Origin of the sequence: Clostridium zhoujianii (assembly GCF_051590805.1) — a bacterium.
Lineage (GTDB): Bacteria > Bacillota > Clostridia > Clostridiales > Clostridiaceae > Clostridium.
On the sequence record NZ_JBPUTF010000001.1, the window covers coordinates 1,141,385 to 1,165,819 of the forward strand.

General features: G+C 28.6%; 30 protein-coding genes. 26 read left to right on the forward strand and 4 right to left on the reverse strand.

The genetic code is table 11. The features are described 5' to 3' along the window. The first annotated feature begins 32 nt into the window (after positions 1-32). From ACSYT2_RS05370 to ACSYT2_RS05430, 13 genes are all read left to right on the forward strand, one after another. Positions 33-899, forward strand: a complete 867-nt coding sequence (locus tag ACSYT2_RS05370; RefSeq protein WP_438383945.1) for an NAD-dependent epimerase/dehydratase family protein — start codon at positions 33-35, stop codon at positions 897-899. Positions 900-1,072: 173 nt separating this feature from the next. Further along, positions 1,073-1,414, forward strand: coding sequence for a hypothetical protein (locus ACSYT2_RS05375; RefSeq protein WP_438383947.1), 342 nt, complete (start codon positions 1,073-1,075; stop codon positions 1,412-1,414). Positions 1,415-1,552: 138 nt separating this feature from the next. After that, entirely contained in the window at positions 1,553-2,428 is an 876-nt protein-coding gene (locus tag ACSYT2_RS05380) for a helix-turn-helix domain-containing protein (protein WP_438383949.1), read from the forward strand. A 94-nt stretch (positions 2,429-2,522) separates the two neighbouring features. Continuing rightward, entirely contained in the window at positions 2,523-2,951 is a 429-nt protein-coding gene (locus tag ACSYT2_RS05385) for a pyridoxamine 5'-phosphate oxidase family protein (protein ID WP_430856157.1), read from the forward strand. A 215-nt stretch (positions 2,952-3,166) separates the two neighbouring features. Continuing rightward, a complete protein-coding gene (locus ACSYT2_RS05390) occupies positions 3,167-4,033 on the forward strand; it encodes an HAD family hydrolase (protein ID WP_438383953.1) in 867 nt (288 codons plus the stop codon). A gap of 437 nt (positions 4,034-4,470) precedes the next feature. Continuing rightward, on the forward strand, positions 4,471-4,938 hold the full coding sequence (locus tag ACSYT2_RS05395; RefSeq protein ID WP_438383955.1) for an HAD-IA family hydrolase: 468 nt from the start codon (positions 4,471-4,473) through the stop codon (positions 4,936-4,938). A gap of 417 nt (positions 4,939-5,355) precedes the next feature. Further along, positions 5,356-6,306, forward strand: a complete 951-nt coding sequence (locus ACSYT2_RS05400) for a family 16 glycosylhydrolase (RefSeq protein WP_438383956.1) — start codon at positions 5,356-5,358, stop codon at positions 6,304-6,306. Positions 6,307-7,219: 913 nt separating this feature from the next. After that, on the forward strand, positions 7,220-7,906 hold the full coding sequence (locus tag ACSYT2_RS05405; RefSeq protein ID WP_438383958.1) for a response regulator transcription factor: 687 nt from the start codon (positions 7,220-7,222) through the stop codon (positions 7,904-7,906). A gap of 138 nt (positions 7,907-8,044) precedes the next feature. After that, a complete protein-coding gene (locus ACSYT2_RS05410; RefSeq protein ID WP_438383960.1) occupies positions 8,045-8,968 on the forward strand; it encodes an ABC transporter ATP-binding protein in 924 nt (307 codons plus the stop codon). Further along, positions 8,961-9,758: a hypothetical protein gene (locus tag ACSYT2_RS05415; protein ID WP_438383962.1), complete on the forward strand. Its 798-nt coding sequence runs from the start codon at positions 8,961-8,963 to the stop codon at positions 9,756-9,758. Before ACSYT2_RS05410 ends, ACSYT2_RS05415 begins: the two co-directional genes overlap by 8 nt. A gap of 27 nt (positions 9,759-9,785) precedes the next feature. Further along, positions 9,786-10,664 carry a sensor histidine kinase gene (locus tag ACSYT2_RS05420; RefSeq protein WP_438383963.1) on the forward strand — a complete coding sequence of 293 codons (879 nt, stop codon included), beginning with the start codon at positions 9,786-9,788 and terminating at the stop codon, positions 10,662-10,664. 55 nt (positions 10,665-10,719) lie between these two features. Next, positions 10,720-11,076, forward strand: a complete 357-nt coding sequence (locus tag ACSYT2_RS05425; RefSeq protein ID WP_438383965.1) for a DUF3221 domain-containing protein — start codon at positions 10,720-10,722, stop codon at positions 11,074-11,076. Between the two features lie 47 nt (positions 11,077-11,123). Next, positions 11,124-11,510: a VOC family protein gene (locus ACSYT2_RS05430; RefSeq protein ID WP_438383967.1), complete on the forward strand. Its 387-nt coding sequence runs from the start codon at positions 11,124-11,126 to the stop codon at positions 11,508-11,510. 105 nt (positions 11,511-11,615) lie between these two features. On the opposite strand, the gene ACSYT2_RS05435 is transcribed toward ACSYT2_RS05430, so the two are convergent. Then, a complete protein-coding gene (locus ACSYT2_RS05435) occupies positions 11,616-11,990 on the reverse strand; it encodes an SdpI family protein (protein WP_438383968.1) in 375 nt (124 codons plus the stop codon). Positions 11,991-12,306: 316 nt separating this feature from the next. On the opposite strand from ACSYT2_RS05435, the gene ACSYT2_RS05440 reads away from it, so the two are divergent. From ACSYT2_RS05440 to ACSYT2_RS05460, 5 genes are all read left to right on the forward strand, one after another. Next, positions 12,307-12,798 carry a PDC sensor domain-containing protein gene (locus ACSYT2_RS05440; RefSeq protein ID WP_438383970.1) on the forward strand — a complete coding sequence of 164 codons (492 nt, stop codon included), beginning with the start codon at positions 12,307-12,309 and terminating at the stop codon, positions 12,796-12,798. Between the two features lie 35 nt (positions 12,799-12,833). Then, the gene (locus tag ACSYT2_RS05445) at positions 12,834-14,600 is read left to right on the forward strand and encodes a diguanylate cyclase domain-containing protein (protein ID WP_438383972.1); all 1,767 of its coding nucleotides are present in this window, start codon (positions 12,834-12,836) and stop codon (positions 14,598-14,600) included. A gap of 229 nt (positions 14,601-14,829) precedes the next feature. Continuing rightward, positions 14,830-15,684, forward strand: coding sequence for a hypothetical protein (locus ACSYT2_RS05450; protein WP_438383973.1), 855 nt, complete (start codon positions 14,830-14,832; stop codon positions 15,682-15,684). Between the two features lie 9 nt (positions 15,685-15,693). Then, complete coding sequence (locus tag ACSYT2_RS05455; RefSeq protein ID WP_438383975.1) at positions 15,694-15,834, forward strand: hypothetical protein; 141 nt, start codon at positions 15,694-15,696, stop codon at positions 15,832-15,834. A gap of 20 nt (positions 15,835-15,854) precedes the next feature. Further along, a complete protein-coding gene (locus ACSYT2_RS05460; RefSeq protein WP_438383976.1) occupies positions 15,855-16,106 on the forward strand; it encodes a fatty acid kinase subunit FakA-related protein in 252 nt (83 codons plus the stop codon). Positions 16,107-16,229: 123 nt separating this feature from the next. Here ACSYT2_RS05460 and ACSYT2_RS05465 read toward each other — a convergent pair whose 3' ends face one another. After that, positions 16,230-17,057, reverse strand: coding sequence for a class I SAM-dependent methyltransferase (locus ACSYT2_RS05465; RefSeq protein WP_438383977.1), 828 nt, complete (start codon positions 17,055-17,057; stop codon positions 16,230-16,232). A gap of 260 nt (positions 17,058-17,317) precedes the next feature. Here ACSYT2_RS05465 and ACSYT2_RS05470 point away from each other — a divergent pair, with 260 nt between their 5' ends. Then, positions 17,318-17,539, forward strand: coding sequence for a hypothetical protein (locus ACSYT2_RS05470; RefSeq protein WP_438383979.1), 222 nt, complete (start codon positions 17,318-17,320; stop codon positions 17,537-17,539). Between the two features lie 109 nt (positions 17,540-17,648). Further along, positions 17,649-19,019 (forward strand): DUF4317 domain-containing protein, encoded by a 1,371-nt coding sequence (locus tag ACSYT2_RS05475; RefSeq protein ID WP_438383981.1) that lies wholly within the window; start codon positions 17,649-17,651, stop codon positions 19,017-19,019. A gap of 266 nt (positions 19,020-19,285) precedes the next feature. Here the strand turns inward: ACSYT2_RS05475 and ACSYT2_RS05480 are convergent, their stop codons facing one another. Beyond that, a complete protein-coding gene (locus ACSYT2_RS05480; RefSeq protein ID WP_438383983.1) occupies positions 19,286-20,323 on the reverse strand; it encodes a hypothetical protein in 1,038 nt (345 codons plus the stop codon). Positions 20,324-20,723: 400 nt separating this feature from the next. Here ACSYT2_RS05480 and ACSYT2_RS05485 point away from each other — a divergent pair, with 400 nt between their 5' ends. The 4 genes from ACSYT2_RS05485 (at position 20,724) to ACSYT2_RS05500 (ending at position 22,698) form a co-directional block, all read left to right on the forward strand. Next, entirely contained in the window at positions 20,724-21,152 is a 429-nt protein-coding gene (locus ACSYT2_RS05485) for an N-acetyltransferase (RefSeq protein WP_430856174.1), read from the forward strand. A 129-nt stretch (positions 21,153-21,281) separates the two neighbouring features. Further along, positions 21,282-21,794, forward strand: a complete 513-nt coding sequence (locus ACSYT2_RS05490) for an AAA family ATPase (protein WP_438383985.1) — start codon at positions 21,282-21,284, stop codon at positions 21,792-21,794. Positions 21,795-21,834: 40 nt separating this feature from the next. Then, positions 21,835-22,131, forward strand: a complete 297-nt coding sequence (locus ACSYT2_RS05495; protein WP_430856176.1) for a hypothetical protein — start codon at positions 21,835-21,837, stop codon at positions 22,129-22,131. Positions 22,132-22,188: 57 nt separating this feature from the next. Beyond that, complete coding sequence (locus tag ACSYT2_RS05500) at positions 22,189-22,698, forward strand: ClbS/DfsB family four-helix bundle protein (RefSeq protein ID WP_438383987.1); 510 nt, start codon at positions 22,189-22,191, stop codon at positions 22,696-22,698. Between the two features lie 129 nt (positions 22,699-22,827). Here ACSYT2_RS05500 and ACSYT2_RS05505 read toward each other — a convergent pair whose 3' ends face one another. After that, positions 22,828-23,286, reverse strand: a complete 459-nt coding sequence (locus ACSYT2_RS05505) for a DUF2798 domain-containing protein (protein WP_438383988.1) — start codon at positions 23,284-23,286, stop codon at positions 22,828-22,830. Between the two features lie 156 nt (positions 23,287-23,442). Here ACSYT2_RS05505 and ACSYT2_RS05510 point away from each other — a divergent pair, with 156 nt between their 5' ends. Both ACSYT2_RS05510 and ACSYT2_RS05515 read left to right on the forward strand, forming a co-directional pair. Next, the gene (locus ACSYT2_RS05510) at positions 23,443-23,859 is read left to right on the forward strand and encodes a MarR family winged helix-turn-helix transcriptional regulator (protein WP_438383990.1); all 417 of its coding nucleotides are present in this window, start codon (positions 23,443-23,445) and stop codon (positions 23,857-23,859) included. A 182-nt stretch (positions 23,860-24,041) separates the two neighbouring features. Beyond that, a complete protein-coding gene (locus ACSYT2_RS05515; protein ID WP_430856180.1) occupies positions 24,042-24,425 on the forward strand; it encodes a hypothetical protein in 384 nt (127 codons plus the stop codon). The last annotated feature ends 10 nt before the right edge of the window (positions 24,426-24,435 follow it).

Genomic DNA, 24,435 nt, shown 5'->3' on the forward strand with positions numbered 1-24,435 from the left:
TATCGTTTATTTATGATAATAGGGGGTTTTTAATGAATATATTGGTGCTAGGTGGGACTAGATTTTTTGGAGTAAATTTGGTATTAAATTTGCTAAAGGATGGGCACAAAGTATCTATTGCAACACGTGGAAATGCAAAGGATGATTTTGATAATTCTGTGGACAGGATACAGGTAGAACGTACAGACTATAATTTAATGAAAAAGATATTCGAGAAGAAGGAATTTGATGTAGTATATGATAATTTAGCATACTCATCTAATGATGTGAAAATTGCTTTGGATACAATTAAATGTAATAGATATGTAATGGTATCATCAGCAGCAGTATATAATCTTCATAATAATACACTAGAGAAAGATTATGAAGCAGATAAGAAGAATTTGACTTGGGGTAACCGTTCTGAATTTTCTTATGATGAGGGAAAAAGACTTGCTGAAGTAGCCTTGGTCCAAGGCTACTCATTGCAAAATGCAATTTCAGTAAGATTTCCATATGTTATCGGGAAAGATGATTATACTAGAAGACTATATTTTTACGTAGAGCATATAGTGAAAGAAATTCCTATGTATGTTGACAATCTGGATAATCAGATAGGTTTCATAACTTCTGGGGATGCAGGAAGATTTTTATCATATCTAGCTACCAATAGCATTATTGGTTCTATAAATGGGTGTAGTATAGGAACAATCTCATTAAGAGAGATTATTAACTATGTAGAAGGAAAAATGGGTAAAAGAGCAATATTTCATAAGGATGGAGAGGCAGGGCCATACAATGGAACAAAAGAATATAGCATAAATACAGATAAAGCAGCAGAAATAGGGTTTAGATTTACTGATTTAAAAGAGTGGATATTTGATTTGTTGGATTACTATATAGAAAAGGCAGTTAGATAGAAATGTTTTTAGCGGTAGGGAAAAGAAAGGATAAGAATAATTATCTTTTCATTTCTATGATTCTAGTAATAAGACTATTGAAGTAAGGGAAAATTGAATAATATAAAAATTAAAAAGTTAATATAAATTAATAATTAATGAAGGTATAGGAATAATAGTATTGAGGTGAGATTATGAAAAAAAAGAGTTTGATCTTTGTATCATCAATAATATTATGTCTTATAATTTTAACATCTAATGTATATGCTAACGAAGTAATTCCGCCAGTTAATGAAGTTTATAAAGCTGGAATTTATCAACTAGAAGAAAAGGATAAAGGCTCATATAATTTAATGTATGAATTTGTAGACAAAAATAAAAAGGCTGCAATAATAGTTTTAGATGCTGAATTTAATATAACTTATAAGAATATTAACTGTAATAGAAGATGTAATGCTGGAACAATAACAAACAAAGATACTATTGTTATTATCGGAGATGATGAAGCAGCTTTATTCTTTACTAAAATTAACTAAAGGAATAGATAATTGATCTTGTAATATGAAAAATAAAAAAGTAGAGTGCCGTATTTTTCAATGATAAAAATACGGTATTTTTGTGACTGTAAAAGTATTCATAAAAATTAGCCAAAGAGAGTAGTAGGGGGGAGCTGAATGGATGTAAAAGTTTTAGAATATATAAAAAAGCCGATAGGAGATATTAAGGAAACAGATTTAAAGTATGTAGATTATTATGCTTCTGAAAAGCTATGTATTTGTATACCAAGCGTTGGATTTTGTGAATATGCTATAAAACCAAATCATACTCACCCTGGATACTCCTTTGTACTATTCTTTCATAATGAGGAAAGGTTTATGCCCAATACAATTGAAGTATTACCTGATCATTTTTTAGCTACTGGTTTGTCTCCCAAAATGAAACATCAAGAAGAAAAAAGTGATAGTTTTAATAGATATATTGCAATATTTATTGATAAGGATTTTTATGAAATGTATTATAGGAATTATAGTAATGAAAAGGTAGATAATTATTTTTGGAATGAGTTTTTAGTTCATAAGGAAATTATGGTGTATATTAGAAAATATATGAGTGAGTTTGAAAATAAAAGCAGTGGATATGAAGAGCTTCTAAATAGCTTGTCTGTGATAATAACAAATGAAATAATTAGAAGCATTATTGGTATAAAAGCTAGATCTAATAAAGTAATAAAGAGCTTTGATATAGAAGATGTAATCGAATATATGAATAAAAACTTTGGTGATAAACTTACTGTTGGAGTACTGGCAAATTACATAAATATGTCTGAGTCCCACTTTATTCGTATTTTTAAGGAAGAAACAGGATTATCTCCAATTGATTATTTAATTAAACTGCGTATTAATAAAGGAAAAATGTTAATCAGGAGCAAAGCTTATAGTATTACTGAAATTGCTGGGGAATGTGGATTTAATAGTGTATCCCATTTTTCATCTTGTTTTGTAAAGCAAAATGGTTCATCTCCAACTGAATATAAAAATTTATATACTTAATAAAAGTAATATTATTAAAGATGATGATAGTATTTTGAAAGACTAACTTCTCAGCTTATTATAAAATATAGTAATAAGTAGAGGGGGTATATGAATGAATAAAGAAGAAATATTAAAGTTAATTAGTGAAAATCCAGCATTCTATTTGGCAACAGTGGAAGGGGATCAACCTAGGGTAAGAGGTATGTTACTGTATGATATTAATGAAGATGGAATACTATTTCATACAGGTAGCATGAAGGATTTGTACAAGCAGGTATTGGGAAATCCTAAAGCTGAGTTATGTTTTAATGGTAATGGGACTCAGGTCAGAGTAACTGGTATTTTAGAGATTGTTGATGATAATAAGTTAAAAGATGAAATTGCCGAAAATCCAACTCGTGGCTTTGTTAAGGTATGGAAAGAAAGTGGAGCATTAGAAGATTTTTATAATACATTTATAGTTTTAAGATTAGTAAATTCTATAGCAACTACTTGGACTATGGAAACAAATTTCGGACCAAAAGAGTTTATAGAGATATAGATTTAAGTAGTAGAACCATGTCAAAGTTATTTGATGTGGTTCTTTTAATTTTCTAAAAATACTTGACTTAGAGTTAACTCCAAGTGATAAGGTATATATAGCTAGTTAAAACTATCTATTATAACTTTATGGGCTTTGCAGAAATATTAAGGTAAGTCAAATTTGGATAAACGTATTTAGAAAATTAAAAGAAGCTATAGGTATGGAGGAGAAAGATGAGTAGAAAGATTATATTTTTTGATGCAGATGGGACAATCGTTAAAGGAAACAATATGTCTAAATTAACAGTAGAAGCATTTAGAAGATTAAAAGAAAATGGGCATATTTTAGTACTAAGCACAGGAAGAGCTTTGCCAGCTATTGATGGAGTTTTAAAAGAAATGGATTTTGGTAATATAATTTGCTCCGCTGGAGGAGCAGTTGTTAGAAATAATGAAGTTGTGTATACAAATCCTATGACAAAAGAAAGCAAAAAAAATATATTAAAATATTTAGATGAACACAAAGTTGTATATAATATGGAAGCTAATGATTACATATGGATTAAAAAAGGAGATAAAGAAAAGTATCTTCGCCTATTTGAGTTACCTAATAAAGAAAGTGTTTCTGCTGAGGAATATAAAAAAGCAGTTGAAATATTGGACAAGGTATCAAAGAGAACTATGGAAATAGAAGATCCAATGGAGATTGATATTAATAAGATTCATTATTATGAAGCTGATATGTTATATGATGAAGGAAGCTGTCCTATTTCCTATGATAAGATAGTAGGAGATTTAGGAGATAAATATAAATGTGTTCAATTATCTTTGAGTAAAAAATTCTCAGGGGGAGAAATCTGTGAAAAGGGAACTTCAAAAAAGACAGGGATGGATGTTATTTTAGATTATTTCAAAATTCATAAGGAAAATATCTATGCTATAGGTGATGATTATAATGATATTGAAATGCTAGAACATGCAACTACAAGTATTGCAATGGGTAATTCACCAGAAGTAGTGAAAAAGTTAGCGCATTATGTTACAGAGGATATTGATAATGATGGGTTTTATTATGCAATGAAGCATTTTGGATTAATATAGATAAGAAAGATGTAGATATGAGTATTATGACTGTATAAAGAAGCTAGAAGATAGGAACTATTAATTCTTATCTTCTAGTTTTTTTATTTTTCTTTTCAGTTTTATACATATAAATATTAAAAATATTAGTATTGGGAAATATATTAGCAAATAGATTGTAAAAAATAAAAATGTAGATCTAATATCTGATACTATCCCCACAGCAGATGCAATTCCTACTACTAAAAGGTATGAGTACAATATTGATGTTATAGTCAACGCTACTAGTAACAAATCTAAAAAAAGAATTTTCAATTTCATATTCTCACCATGACCTTTTATATATTCGATTATAATTTCGGAATAGTATAATTTTACCATAATATATACAGTTTTATAACAGTAAGTGAAGAAATGGGAATAAGTTCTTTAATATACTATCTAGGGAATTAGCTGACTTGAATATTAATAATGATAAGAGAAAACTTTTAACTGATGATATGGTGTTAAATTTTGATAAGTATAAGTTTTATGATGATGTTTTCCAGGTTATACCTAAATTAAGTGAGGAATATAAACTTAGTATTTTATCAGATTCTTGGCCATCATTAAGAGAGGTTTATAAAAAATATAAGTTAGACAAGTACTTTGTCAGTATGATTATATCTTCGGAGTTAGGAATAAGTAAGCCAAATAAAGAAATGTATAAAGAAGAATTAAGAAAGTTAGGATTAAAGGAAGACGAGGTTATTTTTATTGATGATAATCCTAAAAATTGTGATGGATCAAATATGAGTGGGATAGAATCTATTGTTTTAGATAGAGTTTTAGTTAGAAGGATATATAGTAGGTTTATTTTAAGAACAAAGCATAAAGTGGAGAGAAATCTACATGAATTAAAGGAGATTACCTATTGTCAATGGTGATTAGCAAAAGTAATTGTTAACAGGTAAATATATTTTGCTACATAATTAAACAAAAAAAAACCGTCACTATAAATGTGAAGGTTTTGTAAACTATTTATCTTTTCTGCCTTTATTACACCACAAAATGTGGAAAGTTTCAAGTCTTGTACTGCTAATATTGAAATGATATTAATTACTAGAGGTGATAATATTATGGAAGAAAAAAGCATAACCGCATGTTAACTTTATGAAAATAACAAATATATTACAGTATAACTTTACAGTAACAAATGTACGATAGATAAAGATGTAATAACTACTGATTCTGATTAAGAAACTGCTTAAAAGTATAAAAGATATTATCATGAATATATAAAAATTTAGCATTTATTTACAATAAATGTTAAATGTGATACTTTGTTATTGAGGGGTGATATTATGAAAAAAAGTATAATAGCAATATCATTAATGATGGGGATTGTATTAATGCTATTAAAATTTGGTGAGTCAGTTTTAGCTACAGAAAATATAACTAATACAAAAACAAGCTTACAAGAAAAAATGTTTGAGTTTAATGGTCCAGATTATCAGGATTTTTATATTTCAGATGGTTGGTCAAATGGATCAGGATTTAACTGTATGTGGAGGAAGGAAAACATTAAATTTAAAGATGGAATAATGAACTTAACAATAGATAAAGATCCTGTTGGAACAACAAAACCATATTCAGGAGGAGAATATGCTACTAACGAAACATATGGTTATGGATACTATAATGTAAAAATGAAGCCAATAAAAAATGATGGTGTTGTATCTTCATTTTTTACATATGTTGATAAAAGTGGAGATGCATATGCTGGAATATCACACGAAATTGATATTGAGTTTACTGGGAAAGATACTACCAAGGTTGAATTTAACTACTTCACTGACGGAGTTTCAGCAAGGGGATTTATATATGACTTAGGATTTGATGCTTCAAAAGAATTTCATGAATATGGGTTTTTATGGCTTCCAGATTCAATAACTTGGTTTGTTGATGGTAAGGAAGCTTTTCGTACAGAAGGTGTTTCATATACTAATTATGAGGTTCCATCAGCGCCTGGACATATTATGATGAATGTATGGCCAGGAAATTTACCAGAATGGTTAAAGCCATTTGATGGAAAAACACCATTAACTGCAGAATATGATTGGGCATCATTTAAAGCAGCAGAACTAGAAGATCTTGATTTAAGTGGTGAAGTAGATATAGTAGATTTAGCTACCTTAGCTTTAAGATATAATTTAACATCTAATGATTACGGATTTAAAAAGCAGATGGATTATAACAAAGATGGTATAATTGATATATTTGATTTAGTTATAGTATCAAGGAAAATTGGTTAGTCAGTAGATAGTAATACTGTAACAGGGCTATACTTTAAATTAACTCTTATTAGAAAATATAGTATAAAAAAGAAGTAGGGAAATTTATAATGAAAAAATATTAGCATTCTTCAGAGTTGCTAGTTAGTATAGGATTTATGAATATATGGGATTTAAAGTCTTTAAAAAATCTGAGTAGAGCGAACAAGCAAATCCATTCTATATACTGCATATGAAATTAAATAATAATATAAATTATAGTATAAATTAATTAGTATAAATATAGTAAAGAGAAACTGAGTCATACTAAGTTTCTCTTTATTATGTCCAGAATTAGTAGGGGCTAGTAATGACATCTTAAGAAATTGTGATATTTAATTATAATATGAGGTTTAGAATAAAGAGTAGTGAACCCTATCATAGGTAAGCCCCCAAATTTTATATTTGGTTAAGGGAATTTACGAACCGAGGGAATGTGAGTCAGATTTTCTATAAGTGGCTGAAATAATATATATTGTGCAGGTTCATCAGAAGATACAGTAGGTTTCTACTTTAAATTAGGTTGTATTGAAGGTACTGAAGTAAATTAAGAACTGTACGAATTGAATAGAAATGATTATCAACTGTAATATAGATTGTAAGAAAAGTTCAAAGTAATAAATGAGGTAAGTAAGTTGCAGATTATATTGATGGGGCCTGACTTGGGTTTCGGTAGGTGTTGCACTTGCTGCTTTCATCTCATATATGGATTTGAAAAGAAAAAGGAAAATACTAAATAACTGATTAAAATACCGTAACATTCAAATATGGATAGTGCGGTATTTTTATTGAAAACTTCTAATAAATATGAATCAAAAGAAAAAATATTTGAAAATTTCTAGACAATGGTAATATAAGGTATAATATAAAGTATCACATATAATTGGGGGTACATATGGAAAAGGTATTAGTTATAGAAGATAACAGAGATGTTAATTTACTTTTAGCAGAAACACTAAAAGATGAGGGCTATGAAGTTGAATCATCTTATGATGGACTAGGGGGAATAAAGGCAATTAAGTCAAAAGAATTCAATATTATTTTATTAGATATTATGCTTCCTTACAAAAGTGGTGATGAAATATTAAAGGAGATCAGAGAGTTTACTAATATACCAGTGATTATTATTTCTGCAAAGGATATGATAGGAACTAAAATAGATTTATTAAGGCTTGGAGCTGATGATTACATAACAAAGCCCTTTGATTTAGGAGAAGTAGCAGCTCGTGTTGAATCAAATTTACGTCGTGTACAAGGGGTAAAGAAAGGTGATTTAGTTCTTATGTATAAGGATATGAACTTAGATTTAAATAGGAAAACAGTTACTATTAATGGAGAGGAATTAATTCTTACGGCTAAAGAATATTGTATGCTAGAACTTTTCTTAGGGAATAAAGGAAAGATTTTTTCAAAAGCTAATATTTATGAAACTATTTGGAATGAAGAATATTTTGGAGATGATAATTCTGTTAAAACACATATGAGTAACCTTCGTAATAAGCTTAAAAAAGCAAATTCTACAGAGGAGTATATAGAAACTGTATGGGGACTTGGATATCGTTTGTGTAAAGAAGATAAATAAATTTATCCTATTCTTTACAACTATAGATGAATTCTTTACTTTTTCTAAACCTTTTGAAACTATACTGAAATCATAAAGAACAGGGATTAAATATGAGTCCTTGCTAATTTTGATTCTGGAGAAAGAGGAGATAATACTATGAAGGAATATGTAGTAAAAGCAAATAATATTTCAAAAGTCTTTCCAAAGTTTACAGCTCTTAAAAATGTATCTATAGCTTTGGAACAAGGTAAAATCTATGGTCTGATTGGACAGAATGGTGCAGGTAAAACTACATTGATGAGATTAATTGCAGGACTTAGTTTTCCTACAAGTGGAACCTTAGAGCTATTTGGTCATACTGAAGAAAAAGAAATGGAAAAGGAGATTAGAAGAATAGGTGCATTAATTGAATATCCAACCTTGAATGGTAATATGACAGCAAAGGAAAATTTAAAGTTACACAGAATTTTAAGGGGGATTCCTAATAAAGAGATTGAGGATGAATTACTTGAAACAGTAGGACTTAAGGATTCTGGAAAGAAGAAAACTAGGAATTTTTCATTAGGTATGAAACAACGTTTAGGAATTGCTATAGCTTTAATTGGAAGTCCTGAACTTTTGATATTGGATGAGCCAGTTAATGGGCTTGATCCAATGGGAATAGTTGAAGTGCGTAAATTAATTAAAAAAATCTGTGAAGAACGTAATATGACAATTCTTATATCTAGTCATAACTTACCAGAGTTATATCAAACATGTACAGACTATATTATTATTCATAATGGAGAGATTAAAAAGTCATTAAGGCTAGATGAGCTAGAAGAATGTTGTAAGCATCATATAAAAATCGAATGTAGTAAGCCAGAGGAGCTTATAGAAATATTAGAAAGAAAACTTAAAGCTACTAATTATAAGGTAATGGAAGACAAAAGTGTAAAGCTATATGATTATCTTGATGAAAAGGAAGTTGTATCAAGAACAATTTATGAAAATGGAGTTATTCCAACACATTTTTCTGTAGAAGGAGATACACTTGAAAACTACTTCATTTCAGTTATAGGAGGTAGCAATAATGTTTAATTTAATACATGCAGAATTATTTAAATTAAGAAAATCAGCAGGTTTGAAGGTAGGATTAATTGCTTCTACTCTCTGTGCAATAGGACTTGCTATGATTTCACATAATATTGCCATAGGAACTATAGGGGAAGAGGTTATTGCTAATGCTTCAGGCTTAAGTGAAGTTATGATGATATCTCTACTTGGATCCTTAATGGCAGGAATTTTAGTTTGTAGTGATTTTGAAACTAAAACAATTCATGATTCAGTTGCATGTGGAAATGGTAGAGGAAATATTGTTTTTAGTAAGTTTTTAGTATATGTATTAATTATAGGTATGTTGATGATTCCATATATTATAGTCACATTAATTGGATTTAGTACAAGTACAGAATTTGCAAAATCCTTCAATGTATCTGTATTTGCAAATATTATGTCGGAAAGTTCAACAATTGGGATATCAGCAGAATCAATTGGTAAAATTATTTCTATATCTTTAGTTGAAATTCTAGTATATGTTGCTAGATTAAGTATTTGTATATTAATTGATTTTAAGGCAAGAAAAACAATGGTTGTTATGGGAATTGGATTTACCATATCAGGTTTAATAGATTTACTTATAGGATTAGTAAATGATATTCCTGGAGTTAGTAAGATTATATCTATGACACCTTTTTATAGGGAGTATATGTTAATTAATATGGATACAGAAGTAGGAACGTTATTGAAGATAACATTAATTAGCATTATATTTATTCTTATTATCACATTAATAACATATAAACTTTTTAAGAGAGCTGAAATTAAGTAATAGAGATAGGAAGGGCGTGTAGATATAGTGAAATTAATAATTGGAATATTAATATTTCTGGTAGTTATCCTTTTTAGCTATATATTTTTTATCCAAAGTCAAATAAGGACTATGAATAAGCAACTTAACAAACGGTTGAAGGAAAAAACAGCCCAACCTATCAATCTAAATCTATTTAATAATAATTTAAATGAATTGGCTAGTAATATGAATAGATGTTTTAAGGCGGAGGAAAATCTTCGCCTTAAAGCCATTAAAGAAGAAAAGAGATTTAAAGAGATGATAGCTAATTTATCTCATGATTTAAGGACACCCCTTACTGCAATTAAAGGATATCAACAGCTAATTAAAAAGACTGGTCTAGAAGATAAGCAAAGAGAAAAACTAGAAATTGCTATGAAACATACTGAAGAATTAGGCGAGCTTATAGAGCATTTCTTTGAGTATTCCTACTATTTAAATGTGGAGCCAAAGGTTAACTTAGAAGAATTAAATCTCACTAATATTGTTGCAGAGTGTCTTGTGGCCTCTATAAATGCATTTGAGGATAAGGGATTATCAGTTGAATTTCAAGAAACTCAACCAATATTTATTGTGTCAGATAAGGAATTAGTTAATAGAATAGTACAAAACTTAATAAGTAATTGTCTTAAGCACTCACAGGGAGATGTTAAAGTGAAGTTGATAGCTGAAAATAAGACAATTATATCTTTTCAAAATCCTATAAAAAATTCTTCAAATATTGATCCTAGTAAACTTTTTGACCGTTTTTATACTGGAGATAAGGCAAGAAGTAATTCTACAGGACTTGGATTATCAATAGTGAAGCTTTTAGCTGAAAAAATGGGGGGAAGTGCTGAGGCATATGTGAAGGGGGATATATTAGATATTAGGGTGAAGCTTTGATGTTGAACAAGAAAGTGGTATAATATGTAAATGATTTATGTGAAGGGTGATATATGTGAGTAATAAAAAGAAAGGCATAATTGTTGGGTTAGTACCATTATTAGGGGTATTTTTGATTGTAGTTTCTAAAAACAATTCCTTTAAATCAAGTGAAAAAGGTCAAAAATCTTTTAATGCAATAGTTTTAGAAGATCAGGAAAATAATTTTCTTGTAGAGCCTATTGAAGGAGAATTTGAGCTAAAGTCTTCTGATAAAATTAAAGTTACAAAAGATATTATTTCTAAAGATAGTGCTCAAGATGTAAAGATCGGGGATGAAATAAGGATTGTTTACAATGGTGAAATTATGGAATCATATCCTGTTAGGTTAGGTGTTGTATATGCTATATATAGGGCTGATGAATTAGAGTAAAATTATAAATAAATACCAAGATATCAATTAATAAGGAGGAAATCATAATGAAAGCAGAAATTAATCTGATTACAATTTGGACAGAAGATATAGATAGAATGAAGGAATTTTACAATAAAGTTCTTGGCTTTAAGATTATAAATGATCTTGGCAATTACGTTGAATTTGAGAATAGTGGAGCAAGGTTTGCTATTTGTAAGAGAGAAGTTATGCATAACTATAGCAAAGAGTATGAGAAAAAGGCAGTAGGTCAAGGTTTTGAACTTGCTTTCCCTTGTGAAAGTACAAGTGATGTTGACAAATCATTTAAGGAATTGATTGAAAAGGGAGCAACATTTATAAAGGAACCACAGGATATGCCCTGGAATCAAAGAACAGCATTATTTGCAGATCCAGATGGTAACATACATGAAATTTTCTCGGAGATAAAATAGAGTACAACAATTATATACTGACATAAATTTAGGGGAGTCATTTTGGCTTCCCTAAATCATTTTACTCTATAGGAAATTATAATCTTAGAGTATTAAATGATAAGTCTAGGGGGTATTTTTTCTAATGCCCCCCTTATCAAAGGTCTTTCTTAATGCTATTTCAGTTAATGGAATAACTAACATTAGTATTATAATTTGAATGTAACAGATCCCAAGTATAAGTTGATCATAATCTTTGAAGTTTTGTAGTGCAAATATAAAGAAAAGTGATAGAATTCCAGTAATAATACCACTCCTAAACCATACTTTACCTGCATATCTATGAGCAAAATTCCATGTGTCCTCATTTTTTGATGACATTGGTGTTCTATATCCTATTACAGAGTTAATTTCAGAAGGTGGATGTTTGGAAAATAAATAGCCAAACACAATCATAGTTAGAGACATTATTGCTGTCATAATTAAAGCGGAAATTAACATTTTACTCCTCCTAATAAAATTCAATTGTTTTTAAAAACTTAACTTACAAATTTATATTAGATTTTAAATATATTTATATTAATATTAGTACATTAAATGTAAGAACACACTAAATTGACTTTTATAAAGAATGGAGCTGAAAAATTAAAGTTTGTAGGAAAAATTATAATATGGTAGTATATTTATGTTAAAAAATAAATTTATTTGTAAAAATGAGTAGATATGAGAATAATAAAGTGAAAGTTAATTACATATAAAATCAATCATTCAGAGGAAAAGGTGTAAATTACATAGGAAAGCAAGAGAGGGAAGATTAATGAGAAATAACAATTTAGTCAAGAATAAGAGAGGACGTAATATTGCAATAGGTGGAACACTGTTTATTACAATAATAATAGTTTTCTTCCTTTTTATATTTAACAATAAAGTTAATACTGAGATAGAAGATATAGGCTTAAACTATATTACAGATATATCTAAGGAGATTGATGCAAATTTAGAGATTGAACTATCTAAATCTTTAAATTATGTTAAGGGTATAGCCATTTCTTTAAGTAATTTAGATACTAATTTTTCACAATATAGTTTAAATTATATCGATAAAGTTAGTTCCTTCACCAATTTTGATGATCTATTTATAATTGATATTAATGGCATGGGAAGGAAATCAGATGGAACTAAAATTAATTTATCGGACAGAGAGTATTTTAAAGATGCTATGAAAGGAAATATAGGGGTTTCAGACCTTATAGTATCAAGGATAAACAATAAAGAAGAAGTTGTTGTTTATGCACCAATATATATATAAATGGTAATATTGAGGGGGTATTAGCTGGTACATATATGATAGAAGAATATACTTCCATAGCAAAAAAAGCAATATTTAAAGGAGAAGGATTTGTAGAGATTTTTTCTGCTGATGGTAATTATATATCTAAATCAAAACATAAAAATAGCCTTATGTCTGAATGGGATAATATGTGGAACTTTTTTAAATCAGTTGAATTTGAAGAGGGTTATAGTTATGAAACTCTACATCAAGATATAACTGAAGGTAAGAGTGGCCAGATTAGATACAAAATATATGGTAAAGAGAGAATTGCACATTATATGCCAATGGATATAAAGGATTGGTATACTTTTGTAATAATACCTAAAGAGGCAATTGGAGAATACACAGGTAATATAAATAATACTATGAGTTTTTTACTAGCCTTTATTTTAATCTCTTTTATTATATTAATAGTTATAGTTATTTTATATGAACTTAAAGTACGGAAGGAATTAGTAAAGATTAATGAGGAAGTTAAGATAAGTAAGGAACGTTTTGCTATTGCTATAAACTTAACTGGTAGTCTAGTAATAGAATACGACATAGAAAAGAAATCTATACTTCATTTTAGTGAAAAGAGTGAAGAATATGGAATAAAGAAAGATGAAGAAGTTACTTTAGAAAAGCTATTAAGCCTTGGAATATTTGATGATGAATATATTAGGGATGCAGAAAATATATTTCGTAGAATTGAAGAAGGTGATGAAATGTCTGTTGGAGTAGTTAAAGCTAAGAAAAAGGATGGCAGAAGTTGCTGGGTAAAGATTAGCTTTACAACATTATACGATTCTAATGGGAAACCTATAAAAGGTATTGGAACTTTAGAGGATATAACAGACTCTAAGGTAATAGAATTGTTATATTTGCAAGAAGAACAAAATCGTATAGCTATTATGGCAGATACTGTAGAAACATATATTTTTGATGTTACAGAAAATAAATTTCTATATGGCTTCAGAAATAATGGTGAGAGATTTGAACAAAATAATAAAAGCTATGACAGTATTATAAATAAGGTGGCTAAAGAAAATATCTACAAAGAAGATAAAGAATTGTTTTTAAGTGCCTTTAAAAGAGAAAATATAAAGAAGGAATTTAGTGAGGGTAAAGTTAAAATTGCAATAGAATACCGTAAAGGAAATAAAGAAGATTTCAAGTGGTTTGAAGGAATTATAAATCTATTTTTAGATTCAGAATCAGGTAACCTATTAGGAGGTTTATATGTTAGGGATATTAATGAAAAGAAGAGTAAGGAAATATCCCTTAGGTATGATGCCGAAAGAGATCAGCTTACAGGAATATATAATAGACGAATGACAGAAAATTCTATAATAGATACCTTAAAAGATAATAGCGAAAGGCGAGTACATGCGCTTTTCTCTATTGATTTAGATGGTTTTAAGTCAGTAAATGATAGTCATGGTCATATGATAGGAGATGAACTTCTTATTGAAATGGCAAGAGAGCTTAGAGGGATATTACGTAAGGGAGATATTTTAGGTCGTATGGGTGGAGATGAATTTATTATTCTCCTAAAGGATATTAAGGATAAAAAACAAATAGAATTAAAAGCTAATGAGATATGTAATACTTTAAGAAGTTTAAAAATTATTAAAAGAGAAAATCTTAATGTGTCAGGGAGTGTAGGAATTTCTATTTCTCCAATGGATGGAACGAATTTTAGTGAGTTATACAAAAAGGCTGATGAAGCATTATATGTAGCGAAGAATGCAGGTAAGGATCAATATGTTATTTATGATGACTCAATAAAATCCTAGTATATATAGGTAAGAGAAAATAAATTATATATTATTGACTCGGAAGATAAGTATCAAAGTAGAATATCCCAATATTCAGAAATGAATTTGGGATATTTTTTATTAGTTTTCTACAGCACTAAAATAAAACCTATAATATCCAGAAAGATAAACTTACAAAATATGGTATAATAGATTTTGAGTTAGTACATAGTAACTTGATTACTATAAGTAATGGAGGTCTTATAGGGTGAAAAGTATAAGTAAAAATAGAGCAATTATAATACAGGTTATTCTTATTCTATTATCTGTAATTTCTGCTATAGTTGTTCATGCAATTCTGCCAGCTCCTGTGGAAGTTGTACAATTTGACAGCATTTTTGTTAAAGCCTTTGGGTTTCCTGCTGTAGCAGTATTTTATTTTCTTTTGATATTTTCACAGTGCGCAATAGTAGTAAGGTATGTTGGAATAAGGTCTAATGTAACTAGATTACAAATTGGATTCCGCTTTGGGATAGCCTTTGCAATAATTTACTTAGTTGGAATGCAAGAAGTTGTTGTTGAAGGATCCCCTTTTACAACTTGGGGACTTGATTTTATAAAATATCAGCTTTTTATGGGGCTAGGAGATGGGATACCTGCAATTTTCTTATGTATATTTACTGTTTATTTTACATTGAGAGATAATGAGAAAATTAAGGTAATTCATAAATTATCAATTATCAAAATTATAAAAGCAGTAATAATTATTGGGATAGCCATTTTTGCTGAGAGAATTATCGGATATGAAAGTGGTCTTATTAGCAGTAATCTTTCTACATATCCAGTTCAATGCTATATTTGGACAGGTATATTTGGAATAATGTTTGGGTACATCTATGTACTATTAAGGCCTTTGTTAGAATTTGAAAAGAAGAAGTATAGTATAACACTAAGATTCATAGCAATTATGGGCGTGAACTGGATAATTTTTAATAGCTTCATAGGATTAATATCTAAAGGAGCCATGAGTCAAATGATATTGAGAAGTGGATTAGATGTTTTAGTATTATTTCTTGCTTCAATGTTGGTAGAAAAATATATTTTAGAGGTAAAGGAAGGATAAAGCTATGTTATGACAAGAAGCTACATCTTAAATATTGAAAAAAGTAAGTATATTTATGAAGAATATAAGGATAGACTTCAACATAATAGAAAAAATGCCATTGAAGTTATGAAATATGTTATAATATATTTGATAAGAAATATCAATTAGAGTTTATGGAGGTAATAAAAATGCTTGAATATAGATACGATACCCAGTTATTAATTGAAGGGAAAAATCTTGATGAAGATAAAATCAATGAATATTTCACAAAGAACTTTAAAGGTGATTGTTTGTTAGCAGTTGGAGATGATGAATTGATAAAGGTACATTTCCATACAAATACGCCTTGGAAAGTTTTAGAGTATTGTGCTTCATTAGGGGAAATATTTGATATTGTTATTGAAGATATGGAACGTCAATCAAAAGGATTAAGAGGTTAATAAACTAAAGTTTATTTATAATTTTATTATTGATAGATTATTAAGTTGATAAGTAAATAACATTTAAAGTATCCCAATATTCAGATTTGAATATTGGGATGTTTTTTATAAAAGCCGAGAACATTAGCACTTTTCACATTCTATATATGCCATAGGAACAGTAAATACAATTTCACCTTTTTCAAGAGCAAGACTATTTAGTCTATTTTCTAACTCGATAAAAACATCATTCCAGTAATCTTCCCTAATTATTTCTTTCCAATCTTGTAGAAAGGCTAATTTTATAAAGTAATGATTAAAGAATGAGCTACCATCTACAAATCTCATAATATAATTCTCTTCAATTACCTTTTTCACAGAAAAGTAATTTCTTTTTGTAAGGTTATTAATACCGTCTAAAGAATGTCTCTTAGTTATATGTTCTTTTAGATTATTAACTTCATCTTCTAATTTGAAATGGGATAAAACATCTCTTAATATAGAATAAAACTCATTAAAGTGCCCCAATAAATTAGTAGTAAAAATAAGTTTTCCTTTTGATTTTAGTACTCTATAACATTCTGTAATAACCTCATCTGGATTTTTAAAATTATTTATACCTAAATTAGATATTACGATATCTAAGTATTCATTAGTAAAAGGCATATTTTCTCCAACCCCATTTATTAGTTCAACATTTTCTATTCTATATTGTTCCTTTTTTCTATTAGCTCTATCTAGAGCTTTTTCCAATGGATCAATTCCAAATACTTTGGAACTTTCTCCAAGTCTTTGTGCTAATTCAAGTAGGGGAAACCCAGTTCCACAGCCAATATCAGCAATTAGTGAATTCTTTTTTAGTGGAATATTATTTAGTAAAAGTAGTCCAAAAGGTGTAGACCACAGTGGTAATTCATCATAGTAGCAAACCATATTATCATCTAGATTTATATTGTCATATAAAAATTTCAAAATATTAAAGCCCCCTTAGTAATGTATTTATTATAATAAATATCAAATTTATTCCATTTATATTATACACAATTAAGGACGAAGTAATAATAGCTTCTTGATCATAAGCTATTTTAAGAGTTATATAAGATAAGGCAACGTAGAAATTGCGTCAGGTACATTCTTTGAAAGTTGAATAGTTCTGTATTGGTAAAATATGTTATAATTATTGAAACATAAGTATATTTATGAAAATTAACTTATAATAGGAGGAAGTGATTATGAAAGGAAAAATACTGAAACATTTCATTATAGCCATAGGCATATGGACAATTGTTCTTATAGCACTTATAGCATATGCTTCAAGTAAAGTAAGTAACATAGGTGCTTTAATTCTAGTACTGCTTGGATTAGCCATCCTGTGGCTACTTGTTAACTCCTTTATAATAGTATACTTTTTTAAAAAAGAAATGAAGGAAAAGATATTAAAAGATAAGATTTAACTTCCCTCAATAAAGCCTTTAATTAATATAAAAAAAATACTATACTTAGATAATGATTATAAATTAATGAATACTAAAAATAGAAAATATAAGAGTGAGGGGTTATTATATGAGGAAAAAAGATATACTAGAGTTAAAAAGACGTTTAAAGAAGGATCACTGTACCTTCACTAAAATGTGTGGCTGCTATGTTAATGGAGAAAAGCATATTATTTTAAAGTTTAGAGAAACCTTTCTAAATTTAGATGAGGATGAATACTTTAAGTACTTAGAAATAGCTAAAAAAGTACTGTCTGGAACTATTGGGAATAATATTTTAGAACTTAACTTCCCAACCAATGAAGACCTTGTAAATGAAAAGCAAATTTCTCTTATGCAACTTAAGAAAAGTCAATTAAGGGACGATGCTATACTTGATGATTTTTATGAATCAATTATAGATAATTATGATTATACAGGTAATTTTTTAATACTTATTTTTCATGATGCTTATGATGTCATGAAGAAGACTAGTGATAATGCAAAGCTAGATGAGTCAGAAGAAGTATATGAATATGTTTTATGTGCAATATGTCCTGTCTCTCTTTCAAGTCCTGGTCTTAGATATTTTGAAGAAGAGAATAAGATAAAGGCACGTATTAGGGATTGGGTAGTTGAAGGTCCAACTAATGGGTTTGTTTTCCCTGCTTTTATTGAACGTAGTTCAGATGTTAACTCTATTATGTACTACACTAAAAATGCTAAAGATACTCATCCTGAGTTAATGGAAAATGCTTTAGGTTGCTATTCAAGACAAACTGCTACAATACAGAAAGAAACCTTCCAATCAATTATTAAAGATTCCTTTAGTACTGAGGAGAAGGCTGAAAAGATCTTTATGGAAGTACAAGAAAACCTAAGGAATATGGTAGAGGAGCATAATGCAATTTATGAAGATACTGATTGTGAACCTATAAGCTTAACAAAGAAGGATATACAAAATCTTCTAATAGAGAGTGGAGTTCCAGAAGAGATTACTACTAAGATTGAAGCATCTTATGTAGATAACTTTGGAGAGGATCTTCCTTTAGCAGAAAGCTTAATTGATCCAAAGATAATTAAAGCAAATGAGCAAAGAAAAAAGGAAGAACACCTTAAGAAGCAAGTAGAAATACTTCAAACTAGACTTGAGCAAGTTAAAAAAGAGGTTGCTGTAGATAATGAAAGTGACTTGTATACAGGAGAAAATGAGGAAAAACCAGTTGAAGAAGAAGTTTTAGAAAATGATTCAGAGGAAATAATAGAAGAGGCTTTAGAGGAGATTCAGGGCAAAGAAATAGCAGATAATGAAGATACTCCAAATTATGATGTTATACTTCAAGTAAAACCTGAAAAAATACCTCAAATAAAATCTCAAATAATTGATGGGCAAAAGTGCATAGTTATTCCTATTAATGAGGATGAACAGACTACAGTTAATGGATTAGATGATTTAATTTAAAGTATATAAATTAATTATGGATAAGCCTATAAAAAGGGAAGTGGACTTAGCCTGCAATTGATATAAATATTTCTATTAGAAAAAAATGATTATAAAGATGTAAAAACTAAGAATACCATATGATATTAAGAGTAGTATTTACTTTATAGAAGTGATGGATGTAAAATATGACAATAATAAAAGCTGTATCAGAGTAAAAGTTTTTCAAAACTCTTGATACAGCTCTTTATTATTTTAATTAGTTAATATAATATTTATTTGTTAAATTAGTTAATTGGTGCAAAATCACAGTCTTTTGTGTAATTTATTAAAGTGTTACCTGCAACTAAATCTTTAGCTACTTGAATAGCTTCTACTTCAGTTGTAATATTTCGTGATCTTGCTTGGTCAAATCCATTTTGAGAATTTACAGTGTAAGTATAGTTAATTCCAGTAGTTCTAGTATCTGTAAAGAAGAAATATTGCTCCATTAACCAATATCTACCGGTATCAAGATCGGTATCATAACTCTTTGCATTTAAATAAACTAATGCTCCATATAATGCTTTATTAAAAGCATCGTATCTATCGTTAAAACCTACTCCATATTGTGTTGTTGTAATATCAAATGCCTTCTTATAAGAATCTAAAGTTGCAGTACCAAAGTTATAGTTAACATTTAAGATTCGTTGTTGTTGTGGTGTAAAAGCTCTAGACTTTACAGAGGTATTGGCATAAGTTCCATCTGGAGATGCTACATATAGTTTACCACTTTCAACTAAATAATTAACATACTGTACTAATACTGCTTCTGTGTTTGCAGTATTTCCTTTCATTAGAAGATCTGAATACCAGCCTTTACCTGTAATTGAGTTACCATTATCTATGGAATTTTCATAGCTAGTACTGTTATATAAAGCTTTGTTCCAAGTATCAAATGGAATTTGATAAAGTGCTAGAGCGGCTCCAATATATGCATTTTTATATGCATCTTTATTACCCTTTAAGCCACCATCATTTACATAAAATGTTTCAGAAAAATAATTAGCATGGTTGATAATTGTAACTACCTTCGCACCCTCTAATGGGTTAGCATTATACAAATCCTTTGCAGCCATTGGGAGGTCATTTTTAGTATAAACTGCTGAACCATATAGTGGATAGGATAAATTTATTTCCTTTGTATTGAATTCTCCACCTTGTCCACCATTACGACCTATTCCTGTTGCGGCTGATGCCGTTATTGTAGAAATAGACCATACCCCTGCTACTGTTGCTGCTAAAGCTAGTGCTAATGCCATTGTTTTGATTAATTTTTTCTTCATAAATACTCCTCCTTTTGATGATTACAAAAGTATTATATAATTTTAAATCAAAAGGACTCAAATCTTAAATTTCACAAGCAAAGCGTTTACAATATGTTATTATTTGTAAATACTTCCTTCACATACCAAATATATAGAAATGAAGTTAATTATAAATTTAACCTAATTTTAATATGTATTAAAATTATACTTTTAACTAAAGGAAAGTATATAAAATAAAATTATCTACAAATTAAGAATTGTTATATATAATAATTCTTAATCTAAATAGATAGTATTTTTAAACTTGGATAATTGTGATAGGGATGATATAATAAGAAAATATAAAAGGATATAAAGAGGTGAACTTGATGAGTGGATTTACTCCTAACTTTAATAAATAAATGTAAGGAGAAATAGTATGATTAAAAAATTTGATTTGAATAAATTAGATGAAGTAATGAAAATATGGCTTGATACAAATATAGATGCTCACGATTTTATATCAAAGGAGTATTGGACAGGAAATTTTGATATGGTTAAAGAAATGATGCCATGTGCTGAAATTTATATATATGAAGAAGATGAGATTATAAAAGGCTTTATAGGAGTAGTAGAAGAAAGCTATATAGCTGGGCTTTTTGTGAGAAAAGAATACCAAAGAGATGGTATAGGCAAGAAGCTAATTGAATACTGTAAATCTAAGTATCCATACCTTATATTAGAGGTCTTTGTTAAAAATGATAAGGCCGTAAATTTCTATAAAAAGAATGATTTTATAGTTCAAGAAGAAGGTATTAATGAGGATACAAAAGAGCTTGAATATACTATGTCCTTTAGGAAAAAGTAACATGTAATTAAGAAGATACCCTATTATTCAGAAATGAATAATGGGGTAATTTTATTTCAGGGTGTTATTAGCTTGATAATGACTGTATAATAGTAATAGGAATAAATTCAAAATAATGGAGGTGTATAAATGAGTATATTATATATAATTACAGGACCAGCAGGAGTAGGGAAATCCACTATTTCGAATTTATTAGCTGAAAGAATGAAAAGATCTGCACTTATTGAAGGAGATGATATATATCATATGGTATGTGGTGGATACGTAAAACCTTGGCTAGAAGGAAATCACTTAGATGTATTTTGGGAAAATTGTATTGATTTAATTACTAATTTTTTAGATAGAGAATATGATGTTGTATTTAACTATATATGTAAACCAAGGGATATAGAATTTATAGCAAATAAAGTTAAGGCAGAAAAGATAAAAATATGTGTACTAGTAACTGATGAAGACACAATTATAAATCGTGATAAGATGAGACCTGTTGAATACCAGATGAGAGAACGTTCTATTGTACTATTAAATGAATTTAAAGATATGAGGTATTGTAAGGAGTATTATTTTGATACAACTTTATTAACTCCAGATGATACAGTTGAAGAGATTATGAGAAATCATCATTTTGATTTAAAAGTATAGAATTAATTTTAACAAAAAATTTGTTGCGGAGGGGTATGAATTGGATTTTAATGAGATAAATAAGTTGTCAGAACAATTTTCATATAGTAAGAAATACTGGGATAGAATAGTAGAATGCATGATTAGTGATGATATTATCTCAGAATCAAAAATAGAGGTTATTCCAAATGATATTTGGTCATGGGCTAAGAGATGTATCTCATCCTCTGATAAAGTTTTAATTGCTTGGTTTAATAGTAATATACCTGCCTTTTATGGGGAAAAGCCTATTGATATTATTAGGGTTGAGAATGGGGAATATGCACTTAAAGAATTAATGATGAGGTTGCCTCTTTAATATAGAAGAACTAGTTTAAAAGGATTATGGCAGATATGAAAATAGGAGGATAAGGCTATGCAGGAATACGAAAATAAATTAGCACTAATAAATGAAATTAACAAAAGAGCAGAACTATTTATAGATGAATTTAAAGGAATATCGAATGAGTATAAGGATAAATTAGTAGAGGGAGTGGATAGGACTCCAGCTCAAATGATTGCTTATCAATTAGGTTGGATTTCATTGATTCTTAATTGGGAAAAGAAAGAACAAGAAGGGGATACAGTTGTAACACCTTCTCCAGATTATAGATGGAACAATTTAGGGGGACTTTATGAGAAATTTTATGAGGAATATGAGGGATACACACTTTCGGAGTTAATTAATCATTTTCAAAATAAAATTAAAGAGATTATTAGCTTTGTAGATAGCCTTAGTGATGAGGAATTATTTTTGCCAAGTGGGCGTAAATGGTCTAGTTCAACACCATCTAATTGGCCTATTTGGAAATGGATTCATATTAATACAGTTGCACCTTTTAAAAGCTTTAGGACAAAGATTAGGAAGTGGAAAAAGCTACAGTAATAAACTCTATTATATGATAAAGTACTAAATTCATTGATTACTATATGAATTTAGTACTTTTATTAATATAAAGAATGATTAGCAGCTTATAATTATTAAATTTATATAAAAGTTATGTATGAAAGTAAATTAATTAGAAAATATCTTACCAAAGGATAATCTCACTAAAGGAGATACAATAAGTAAGTTAAGTGGTAACGCTACAATAAAGTTTCTAGCAATGCATAGTGGATAAATCTTTAAGGCTGTACTATTAAAACCAACAGCAACAATAGCACCATACATAGACATTAATAATACCATTCCTACTACCATACAAGTTGATATTGCTAATATTACTTTGATTTGCCTTGTATTTTCATTTGGTTTCACAATTTTTAATGCAATTGGTTTTGCAAGTCTACCTACTACAAATATATCCAATAAAAGTGCTACAAAAAATCCTAGCCAAAAATCCTTTAAAAGATGATTAAAGAAATTACTATGAAGACCTTCATTTAAAATCATATTATAAATAGTCATACCAAGAACCATACCAAAACACATCATTAATGTGAAAGCAAATTTTTGAAATTTAGTTTGTCCCATAATAAAAGTTTTCCCCTTTAAAATTTAATTGTCAACTAAATTGACTTGATGATTATAACAAGAACGATTTAAAAAGTCAACTAAGTTGACTAAGGCGGTAGTTTAATTAACTTAAAATATGTTACAATATATTAAAATATAAAATAAGGTGATAAGATGAAGAGAGATTTAAATATAATAGATTTAATAAGTGAAAAACATATTATCCTTAGACGTGAAGTTGAAGATAGATGGGCAGAAAGTGAAGAAGAAGAAGATATTTCTCATACAGAAGGACTCCTTTTAGCTAAAATTAATATGGGTAAAATTTCTATTGCTGAAGTAGCTAGACAGGCAAATGTATCACGTCAAGCAATGTTTAAATGTGCTAAAAAGTTAGAATTAAGGGGATATTTAAAATTTGTGATAAGTGAGAGTAATAATAAGTACACAGAGCTTACTGATAAGGGGAAGGATTATTGTAAGAAAAGCCAAGAACTAAAAGAGAAATTAGAAGAGGAAATAGCAGATGCTTTAGGAAAGGATAAGGTAGGAATACTTAAAGAATTACTAAATAAAAATTGGATTGAGTAATAAGATATTAAGATACAAAAGCTGTAGTAATACGAGAATAAATAGAGTCTTAAACGTTCTATTTATATCATATACTTTAATTAAACTAACATTGGCTAATAAGAGGTTACATATATTAAAAACTAGAAAAAAGTGAATAATATTTATATATTGGGATTATTTAAAATATGATAGGTGATTAAATGGAGAAGAAAAATCCTATAGGAATTATGTTTATTGGATGCTTTCAGATTTTTAGTTCATTAGCATTATTATTTACACTTAATATTCAGCAAACACCGCCTTTTAATATACGATTTGCTATGCCATTCATTCCAGAAATTTTGGTAAGAGTATCTGTAGCTGTCTTTGCTATAATAATAGCTTATGGATATTTAAGACAATTTCAATGGGGTTATTGGAGTATGATAATTTATTCTATATTATTCTGCTTTATTAGCCTAACTCAATTAACTCAATATGGTCCTGAATACTTTCTAGGAAATGCTATTTATGCTGGTATAGTTACAATTTATACCATAGGAAATAGGAAATATTTTATAAAATACAATAAAGTTATGGAATAGTCTTAAAAAA

Bases quoted from the DNA above. Each gene is read 5' to 3' on its own strand.
- ACSYT2_RS05440 (WP_438383970.1), top strand. From the start codon at position 12,307: ATGAGAAATAACAATTTAGTCAAGAATAAGAGAGGACGTAATATTGCA.
- ACSYT2_RS05490 (WP_438383985.1), top strand. From the start codon at position 21,282: ATGAGTATATTATATATAATTACAGGACCAGCAGGAGTAGGGAAATCC.
- ACSYT2_RS05470 (WP_438383979.1), top strand. From the start codon at position 17,318: ATGAAAGGAAAAATACTGAAACATTTCATTATAGCCATAGGCATATGG.
- ACSYT2_RS05410 (WP_438383960.1), top strand. From the start codon at position 8,045: ATGAAGGAATATGTAGTAAAAGCAAATAATATTTCAAAAGTCTTTCCA.
- ACSYT2_RS05485 (WP_430856174.1), top strand. From the start codon at position 20,724: ATGATTAAAAAATTTGATTTGAATAAATTAGATGAAGTAATGAAAATA.
- ACSYT2_RS05515 (WP_430856180.1), top strand. From the start codon at position 24,042: ATGGAGAAGAAAAATCCTATAGGAATTATGTTTATTGGATGCTTTCAG.
- ACSYT2_RS05370 (WP_438383945.1), top strand. From the start codon at position 33: ATGAATATATTGGTGCTAGGTGGGACTAGATTTTTTGGAGTAAATTTG.
- ACSYT2_RS05415 (WP_438383962.1), top strand. From the start codon at position 8,961: ATGTTTAATTTAATACATGCAGAATTATTTAAATTAAGAAAATCAGCA.
- ACSYT2_RS05380 (WP_438383949.1), top strand. From the start codon at position 1,553: ATGGATGTAAAAGTTTTAGAATATATAAAAAAGCCGATAGGAGATATT.
- ACSYT2_RS05405 (WP_438383958.1), top strand. From the start codon at position 7,220: ATGGAAAAGGTATTAGTTATAGAAGATAACAGAGATGTTAATTTACTT.
- ACSYT2_RS05510 (WP_438383990.1), top strand. From the start codon at position 23,443: ATGAAGAGAGATTTAAATATAATAGATTTAATAAGTGAAAAACATATT.
- ACSYT2_RS05435 (WP_438383968.1), bottom strand. From the start codon at position 11,990: ATGTTAATTTCCGCTTTAATTATGACAGCAATAATGTCTCTAACTATG.
- ACSYT2_RS05385 (WP_430856157.1), top strand. From the start codon at position 2,523: ATGAATAAAGAAGAAATATTAAAGTTAATTAGTGAAAATCCAGCATTC.
- ACSYT2_RS05455 (WP_438383975.1), top strand. From the start codon at position 15,694: ATGACAAGAAGCTACATCTTAAATATTGAAAAAAGTAAGTATATTTAT.
- ACSYT2_RS05500 (WP_438383987.1), top strand. From the start codon at position 22,189: ATGCAGGAATACGAAAATAAATTAGCACTAATAAATGAAATTAACAAA.
- ACSYT2_RS05400 (WP_438383956.1), top strand. From the start codon at position 5,356: ATGAAAAAAAGTATAATAGCAATATCATTAATGATGGGGATTGTATTA.
- ACSYT2_RS05375 (WP_438383947.1), top strand. From the start codon at position 1,073: ATGAAAAAAAAGAGTTTGATCTTTGTATCATCAATAATATTATGTCTT.
- ACSYT2_RS05480 (WP_438383983.1), bottom strand. From the start codon at position 20,323: ATGAAGAAAAAATTAATCAAAACAATGGCATTAGCACTAGCTTTAGCA.
- ACSYT2_RS05475 (WP_438383981.1), top strand. From the start codon at position 17,649: ATGAGGAAAAAAGATATACTAGAGTTAAAAAGACGTTTAAAGAAGGAT.
- ACSYT2_RS05445 (WP_438383972.1), top strand. From the start codon at position 12,834: ATGATAGAAGAATATACTTCCATAGCAAAAAAAGCAATATTTAAAGGA.
- ACSYT2_RS05430 (WP_438383967.1), top strand. From the start codon at position 11,124: ATGAAAGCAGAAATTAATCTGATTACAATTTGGACAGAAGATATAGAT.
- ACSYT2_RS05505 (WP_438383988.1), bottom strand. From the start codon at position 23,286: ATGGGACAAACTAAATTTCAAAAATTTGCTTTCACATTAATGATGTGT.
- ACSYT2_RS05390 (WP_438383953.1), top strand. From the start codon at position 3,167: ATGAGTAGAAAGATTATATTTTTTGATGCAGATGGGACAATCGTTAAA.
- ACSYT2_RS05460 (WP_438383976.1), top strand. From the start codon at position 15,855: ATGCTTGAATATAGATACGATACCCAGTTATTAATTGAAGGGAAAAAT.